Annotated in this window: 8 protein-coding genes and 1 pseudogene; 5 read left to right on the forward strand and 4 right to left on the reverse strand. The window is 69.2% G+C overall.

Annotated features, from left to right (window positions below):
- Positions 1–97: 97 nt before the first annotated feature.
- Positions 98–151: pseudogene (locus A5702_RS26885) on the forward strand (hypothetical protein); the annotation flags it as partial.
- A 34-nt stretch (positions 152–185) separates the two neighbouring features.
- Here the strand turns inward: A5702_RS26885 and A5702_RS26890 are convergent.
- Genes A5702_RS26890 through acsA form a run of 4 tightly spaced genes read right to left on the reverse strand, consistent with a single transcriptional unit; the run spans position 186 to position 4,406 of the window.
- On the reverse strand, positions 186–614 hold the full coding sequence (locus tag A5702_RS26890) for a biotin/lipoyl-containing protein (RefSeq protein WP_068219216.1): 429 nt from the start codon (positions 612–614) through the stop codon (positions 186–188).
- A complete protein-coding gene (locus A5702_RS06495) occupies positions 611–1,588 on the reverse strand; it encodes an alpha-ketoacid dehydrogenase subunit beta (protein ID WP_067817454.1) in 978 nt (325 codons plus the stop codon). Before A5702_RS06495 ends, A5702_RS26890 begins: the two co-directional genes overlap by 4 nt.
- Positions 1,585–2,556, reverse strand: a complete 972-nt coding sequence (pdhA, locus tag A5702_RS06500) for a pyruvate dehydrogenase (acetyl-transferring) E1 component subunit alpha (protein WP_068219222.1) — start codon at positions 2,554–2,556, stop codon at positions 1,585–1,587. Before pdhA ends, A5702_RS06495 begins: the two co-directional genes overlap by 4 nt.
- A gap of 50 nt (positions 2,557–2,606) precedes the next feature.
- Complete coding sequence (gene acsA / locus A5702_RS06505) at positions 2,607–4,406, reverse strand: acetate--CoA ligase (RefSeq protein WP_067817446.1); 1,800 nt, start codon at positions 4,404–4,406, stop codon at positions 2,607–2,609.
- 177 nt (positions 4,407–4,583) lie between these two features.
- On the opposite strand from acsA, the gene A5702_RS06510 reads away from it, so the two are divergent.
- The 4 genes from A5702_RS06510 to A5702_RS06525 form a co-directional block, all read left to right on the forward strand.
- The gene (locus A5702_RS06510) at positions 4,584–5,570 is read left to right on the forward strand and encodes an NAD(P)H nitroreductase (protein WP_068219219.1); all 987 of its coding nucleotides are present in this window, start codon (positions 4,584–4,586) and stop codon (positions 5,568–5,570) included.
- Between the two features lie 43 nt (positions 5,571–5,613).
- Entirely contained in the window at positions 5,614–5,883 is a 270-nt protein-coding gene (locus A5702_RS06515) for a DUF1918 domain-containing protein (RefSeq protein WP_055402077.1), read from the forward strand.
- 8 nt (positions 5,884–5,891) lie between these two features.
- A complete protein-coding gene (locus A5702_RS06520; protein ID WP_055402079.1) occupies positions 5,892–6,131 on the forward strand; it encodes a hypothetical protein in 240 nt (79 codons plus the stop codon).
- 158 nt (positions 6,132–6,289) lie between these two features.
- The coding region (locus A5702_RS06525) for a phosphoribosyltransferase (protein ID WP_197506509.1) at positions 6,290–7,105 on the forward strand (816 nt) is incomplete at its 3' end.

A 7,105-nucleotide genomic window follows, 5' to 3' on the forward strand; every position in this document is an offset into this window, starting at 1 on the left:
GTTGTCAACCAGGACAACGACTTTTCCAGCCGGATTTCCTCGGCGAGGTAGTAGTGCGGGATCTCGCGCTTCGACCGCCCCCGGGCGGCGCCGCTGGGTGTCCCCGGCCGCGCGGCGGCTGGCCCAGTCGCTGGCCGTCGACATCGACGCGGTGACCGGCACCGGCCCGCAGGGCGCGGTCACCATCAACGATGTGGAGCACGCGGCAGCGGCCAAGCCGGCCGCGCCCAAGCCCGTCGCGCAGCCGGGGACCAAGCCCACGGCGGCCGACCGCGCCACGCAGATGCGCAAGTCGATCGCCGCGGCGATGAGCCGGTCGAAGGCTTGGCGGCCGCCTTCGGCGCCGGCCGGGGCGTGGGTCGCTTCTCGGCCTGCTCGCCGGGCGCCGTCAGGGTCGCCAATGTGGTTCCCACCTGGACGGTTTCGCCCACCGGCACCACGAGCTCGTCGACGATGCCCTCCTGCCAGCATTCGACTTCGACCGCGGCCTTGGTGGTCTCGACGATCGCGACGACCTGGCCGCGGGTCACCTTGTCGCCGGGCTTGACCAGCCACTCGTTGAGGGTGCCTTCGTCCATGTCGGAGCCGAGCGAGGGCATCTTGAATTCGATCACGACCCGTCTCCGAACAGACTCTGCACGGCGGCAACGATCTTCGGGGTTTGGGGGAGCGCGGCCTCTTCCAGGTGCTTGGCGTAGGGCATGGGCACTTCGGCGCTGCACACCCGCGCCACCGGCGCGTCCAGATCGTAGAAGGCGCCCTCCATCACGCGCGCGGTGATCTCCGCGGCCAGGCTGCCGGTATGCCAGGCCTCGTCGACCACGACCGCCCGATGGGTCTTGCGGACGGAGTCCAAGATGGTGTCCTCATCGAGCGGTCGGAGCACGCGCAGATCGATTACCTCGCAGTCGATTCCGGCCAGCGACAGCTCATTGGCGGCGTCCAGCGTCTTCGGCAGGCTGCCGCCGTAGGTGATCAGGGTGACGTCGCCGCCCGCGCGGCGGACCGCCGCCCGCGAGATATCGGTCGGGGTCAGAGCGTCGACGTCGGTCGAGGTGTTATAGAGCTGGACGTGCTCGAAGATCACCACCGGGTCGGGGTCGGCCAGGGCGGGCGCCAGCATGCCGTACGCGTCCTCGACGGTGGCCGGCGCCAACACCTTGATGCCCGGGATGTGGGCATACCACGGTTCGAGGCTGTGCGAATGCTGCGCGCCGAGTTGGCGCCCGGCGCCCGTCGCCATGCGCACCACGATCGGCACGGAGAACTGCCCACCGGACATATGGCGCAGGGCCGCAGCGGTGTTGACGATCTGGTCGAGCGCCAGCAGGCTGAAGTTCACTGTCATGACTTCGACGATCGGGCGTAACCCGTTGAGCGCCGCGCCGATCCCGATGCCGACGAACCCCAACTCCGACAGCGGGGTGTCCCGCACGCGGTCGGGACCGAATTCGTCCAGCAGGCCCTTGGAGGCCGCATACGTTCCGCCGTAGCGTCCGACGTCTTCCCCCATCACCACCACGCGCTCGTCGTCACGCAGCGCGTCGCGCATGGCGTCGTGCACCGCGGTGCGGTAGCTGGTCTTCATCGCGCCGTCCCCGGCGTCAGCACGTCGCGTTCGAGATCCGCCACGTCCTCCCACGTTCCGGCCTCGGCGAACGCGACGGCGGCCTCGATCTCGGCGGCGGCCGCATCCTCGATGTCTTGCACGTCGGCGTCGGAAAGCGTGCCGTCGCCCACGCACTTCTCGGTGAACGCCTGGATCGGGTCGCGCTCGCGCCACCGTTCGACTTCGCCCTTGTCCCGGTACAGTTCGGGGTCGAACATCGAGTGTGCGCGGAACCGGTAGGTGCGGAATTCGATGAAGAACGGGCCTCCGGTGTCCCGGACGTGATCGACGCCCTCCTGCGCGGCGGTGTGGCACGCCTCGACGTCCATCCCGTCGACGGCCAGCGTGGGCACCCGATAGGCGGCCGCCTTGACCGTGAGATCGGTCTGCGACTGCGCGCGATCCAACGCGGTTCCCATCGCGTAAAGGTTGTTCTCGCAACAGAACAGCACCGGCAGGTTCCACAACGCCGCCATGTTCAGTGACTCGTGGAACGCGCCCTCGGCCACCGCGCCGTCGCCGAAGTAGCAGGCGGTCACCCGCTTCTGCTGCAGCATGGCGTCGGCGAGGGCGATGCCCACCGCCAGCGGCAGGCCGCCCGCGACGATCGCGTTTCCGCCGTAGAACCGCTTGGACGCGTCGAACAGGTGCATCGATCCGCCGCGGCCGCGCGAGCAGCCCTCCTGCTTGCCGAACATCTCGGCCATGATCGAGGTCATCGGAATGCCGCGCAGCAGCGCGTGCGCGTGCTCGCGATAGGTCGCCACCACCGCGTCATCGTCGGCCAGCGCACGCAGCGACCCGGCGGCCACCGCTTCCTCCCCGACGTAGAGATGCAGGAACCCGCGAATCTTGGCCGCGCTGTACAGTTCCGCGCACTTTTCCTCCATGCGCCGCACCCGGACCATGTCCGACAACAGCTCATGGGCCAGTTTCACTGTGGTCATCGGGCGCCGCTCCTCCTCACCGCTTCGCGCTGCATCGTCGCCGGCGCGGGTCATGACGGCACTCCTTCGGCCTGGCGGACCGGATGTTGTTCGATGGTGGAGGTGTCGCCCTCGGGCAGGCCGAGTTCCCGCGCCTTCAGCAGGCGCCGCATGATCTTGCCGCTGCTGGTGTGCGGCAACGAATCCGCGAACTCGATCTCCTTGGGCGCCACCGTCGCCCCGAGCCGCTTGCGCGCGTGGCCCAGCAATTCGAGTCGGAGATCTTCGTCGGCCACCACACCGTTCTTCAGCGTGACGAAGGCCTTGACCATTTCACCGACGGTCGGATCCGGGATGCCGATGACGGCGGCCTCGGCCACCGCGGGGTGATCGGTCAGCGCGCTCTCCACTTCGAACGGCCCGATCAGGTGTCCCGCGGACTTGATCACGTCGTCGGCGCGCCCGACGAACCAGAAGTAGCCGTCGGCGTCCTTCTTGGCCAGATCTCCGCTCAGGTACAGGCCGTTCGCGAACGAGTTGCGGTATCGCTCTTCGGCGTTCAGGTAACCGCGGAACATCGACGGCCAGCCGGGCTTGAGCGCGAGCTCGCCCTCGACGTCGGGCTCGTCGATCACCTCGACGGACCCGTCGTCGCCGCGGCGCACGACGAAGGCCTCCACCCCTGGCAGCGGGCGGCCCATCGAGCCGGGCTTGATGTCGAACGCCGGCGTGTTGGCGATCATGATCCCGCCCGTCTCGGTCTGCCACCAGTTGTCGTGAATCGGCAAGCCCAGCACCCGCTTTCCCCACCAGACCGCTTCCGGGTTGAGGGGTTCGCCCACGCTGGCGACGAAGCGAAGCCGCGGAAAGCGGTATTTCGCGGGCAGTTCCGGTCCCGCCTTGATGAGCATCCGAATGGCGGTCGGCGCGGTGTACCACACGGACACGGCCTGGTCCTGCAGGATGCGATACCACCGTTCGGCGTCGAAGTCCGCCTCGTCGACGATGGAGGTGACCCCGTGCAGCAGGGGGCTGATGATGCCGTAGGACGTGCCCGTCACCCAGCCGGGATCCGCTGTGCACCAATAGGTGTCGTCGGGGTGCAGATCGAGCGCGTACAAGCCGGTGACGTAGTGCATCGCGACGGCGCCGTGCACGTGGATGGCGCCCTTGGGCGTGCCCGTGGTCCCGCTGGTGAAGTGCAGCAGCGACGGGTCGTCGGCGGTGGTGGGCTCGATCGGCGAGTTCTCGTCGGCCGCGTCGACCCAGTGCCAGAAGTCGAGCGTTCCCGGCGGCGCGCCGCCGCCCTGGCCGTCGTCGACCACGAAGACGTGCCGCAGCGACGGCAGCCGATCGCGGATCTTGGCGACCTTGCGCTGATAGATCGCGCGGGTGGTCACCAGGACGTCGGCCTGCCCGATGTTGATCCGGGTGGCGATCGGCTCGGGTCCGAAGGCCGAGAACAACGGCGAGACCACGCTGCCGTTGCGCAGCGCGCCCAGCATCGCGATGTAGAGCTCGGGGGTGCGGCCCATCAGGGTGAACACGCGATTGCCCTTGTTGATGCCCAGCGAATGCAGCGCGCTGGAGAACCGCCGGGACAGCCGGCCGAGCTCGGCATAACTGAGGTCGTGGGTGGCGATCACGCCGTCCCACGGCCGGTCGGTGACGAACCGCAGGGCCGTGCGCGTCGCGGCCGGCCCCGCCGTGTGGCGGTCGACGGCCGCGTAGGCGATGTTGCACAGGCCCGGGCCCATGCCTTCGCACAGATTCGGCACATCGGACCAGTCGAACCGGGCGCGCTCGCGCTCGTAGTCGGTGAGGTTCGGCGGAACGGAACAATCGGCGGCCGTTTTGCGGATGACATCCATAACTGGTCCTCGGTTTGCGTGGTCGCCTTCATCGTTTGCTTCGCCACAACGGCGCAATAGAGACAAAGGTCATCAGTCGACCCGCGGGCCCAATGACCCGACGCTGGGGACCAAGGACCCTGGTGCGGGCCGTCCGGATGCTCGAGGGTCCAGGTAAGAGAGGAGAGGCGACGAGCGATGACGCCGACGATGGTCGACTCGAAAGTGCTCACCCGGGCGGTGGAGCTCGCTTGCCGGGCACCCTCGCTGCACAACAGCCAGCCGTGGCGATGGGTCGCCGCCGGACCGACCGTCGACCTTTTCAGCGATCCGCGCCGGGTGGTCCCCTCGGCCGACAACTCGGGCCGCGAGTCGATCATCAGCTGCGGCGCGGTGCTCGACCACTTCCGGGTGGCGATGGCCGCCGAGGGGTGGAGCACCCACACCGACGAGTTCCCCAACCCCAACAACCTCGACCACCTGGCGTCGGTCGACTTCGTTTCCGCCGACTACGTCGCGGCGGGCCGGCGAGACCGCGCGGCGGCGATCCTGCGCCGCAGGACCGACCGGCGACCGTTCGGCGCACCGGGCGACTGGGCGTCGTTCGAGCCGGTGCTGCGCGCGGGAGTCGACGGTGACCGGGTCAGCCTCGACGTGCTGGCCGACGACGCGCGGCCGCGCCTGGTGGAAGCCGGTCGCCTGAACGAGGCGTTGCGCCGCTACGACGACGTTTACCACCACGAATTGCGTTGGTGGACAGCACCGGGCAGGCACGACGACGGCATCCCCGAAGCCGCGCTGGTGAACGAGGGGCAGCCCCGCACCGTCGAGGTCAACCGCCGGTTTCCCGGCGATCCGCGCGCCCGGACGAGCTCTGCTGTTCCGCCCGATCACGCGAAGGTCCTCGCCCTGTCCACGCCGGGGGACGCCCGCGCCGATGCATTCCGTTGCGGCCAGGCGCTTTCGGCGATTCTGCTGGAGTGCACCATGGCCGGCCTGGCGACCTGCACCGTGACGCACGTGACGGAGCTGCCGGCCAGTCGCGAGATGATCCGGGAGCTCGTATCCGACGCCGAGGCGGTTCCCCAGCTGCTGATCCGGGTGGGCACCGCGCCCGCCGGCAAGGGCCAGCCGGACCCGACGCCGCGCCGGCCGATAAGCGACGTCTTGGAAATGCGCGGCTGATGCGAATTCGTTTGCGAATCAGTACTTTCGAAGGGAGACCAGGATGATCGCCGACGCGGGCGACTGGCTCGTCATCAAGAGCGCCACCATCGGGCGGCCCGACCTGCGCGGGCTGATCACCTCGGTGCACTCGCCGGATGGCGCACCGCCCTACCGGGTTCGGTGGCTGGCCACCGGCGATGAGACGACCGTGTTCCCCGGCCCCGACGCCATTGTCGTCACGGCCGCCGAGCAGCAGGCCGCCGACGAGCGGGCGCGGTCACGCTTTACCGCGGTGCAGGCCGCCATCCGGAATCAGGCCCGAGGCGAATAAGCGGACAAATGCCTTCCACCACGGACGGATGCCCGTCGCTGACCGACGCCGACGTCGATGAGCTCGCGTACGAATTCCTGCACTCGCCCTACGCCGGCGACACCTACCTCGACTGGCGCCTGGACCAGCGCCTCGACGGCTTTCTCCGCCACCGCGGGCTGGTGCGGCTCACCCAAGACGGCGACGTCTACGGCCTGATCCTCAACCGGGTCATGGCGTACATGGCCGAGCTGCGCCGGAAACGCTGACCCGACGAACGACCCGTAAGCCCGGGACTTCGGTCCCTACCGCCCACCCCGGCGGACTGGTCGGATGAATCTCGTCATTGGTCTGAAGATACGAGGAGGGATTTCCCATGACCGCCCTTTTCGTCCGCCGGCCGCCGTCGCAGTGAAAGCGGTGCGCGATGACCAGAGCGGCTGACGCGACCCGACACTCGCCGCGCCGCGTGTTCCGCGACCGCAGCGAGGCGGGCCGGGTGCTGGCCAACCTCTTGGGGGCCTTCCGCGATCGGTCCGACGTGATCGTGCTGGGCCTCGCGCGGGGTGGCATACCCGTCGCGTGGGAGGTGGCGACGGCGCTGCACGCGCCACTGGACGCCTTCATCGTGCGAAAGCTCGGCGCGCCCGGCCACGAGGAGTTCGCGGTGGGAGCACTGGCGAGCGGGGGCCGCGTCGTAGTCAATGACGACGTCGTGCGGGGCCTACGCATCACCCCGCAGGAGTTGCGCGCGGTCGCCGAGCATGAGGGTCGGGAACTGATTCGGCGCGAGGCCGCCTACCGCGACGGGCGCCCGCCGGTGGAGGTGGCCGGCAAGACGGTCATCTTGGTCGACGACGGCTTGGCCACCGGCGCAAGCATGTCCGCGGCGGTGCAGGCGCTACGCGAAGCCGAGCCCGCGCACATCGTCATCGCCGTGCCGGCGGCCCCCGAATCGACGTGCCGGGAATTCGCCGGGCAGGTTGACGACGTGGTGTGCGCGAGCATGCCCACCCCGTTCTTCGCGGTCGGCGAATCGTTTTGGGATTTCCGCCAGGTCACCGACGACGAGGTCCGCCGGCTGCTCGCCACGCCGACGACCGAAGCGTCGCGGCGCACCGCGGCGCGGACACCGGCCGAAGTGATTAGCGGGATCGCTATCGACGCACCGGCGGGAGTGCCGCCGCGGGCGGCGCTGGAAGCGCTCGTCGGCGACGCGCGCATCGTGCTGATCGGTGAAAGT

Source organism: Mycobacterium sp. E3339, assembly GCF_001666915.1.
Taxonomy (GTDB): domain Bacteria; phylum Actinomycetota; class Actinomycetes; order Mycobacteriales; family Mycobacteriaceae; genus Mycobacterium.

Coding starts and splice junctions, on each gene's coding strand:
- acsA (WP_067817446.1), bottom strand. CDS start 4,406: ATGGATGTCATCCGCAAAACGGCCGCCGATTGTTCCGTTCCGCCGAAC.
- A5702_RS06520 (WP_055402079.1), top strand. CDS start 5,892: ATGCCTTCCACCACGGACGGATGCCCGTCGCTGACCGACGCCGACGTC.
- pdhA (WP_068219222.1), bottom strand. CDS start 2,556: ATGACCACAGTGAAACTGGCCCATGAGCTGTTGTCGGACATGGTCCGG.
- A5702_RS06510 (WP_068219219.1), top strand. CDS start 4,584: ATGACGCCGACGATGGTCGACTCGAAAGTGCTCACCCGGGCGGTGGAG.
- A5702_RS06495 (WP_067817454.1), bottom strand. CDS start 1,588: ATGAAGACCAGCTACCGCACCGCGGTGCACGACGCCATGCGCGACGCG.
- A5702_RS06515 (WP_055402077.1), top strand. CDS start 5,614: ATGATCGCCGACGCGGGCGACTGGCTCGTCATCAAGAGCGCCACCATC.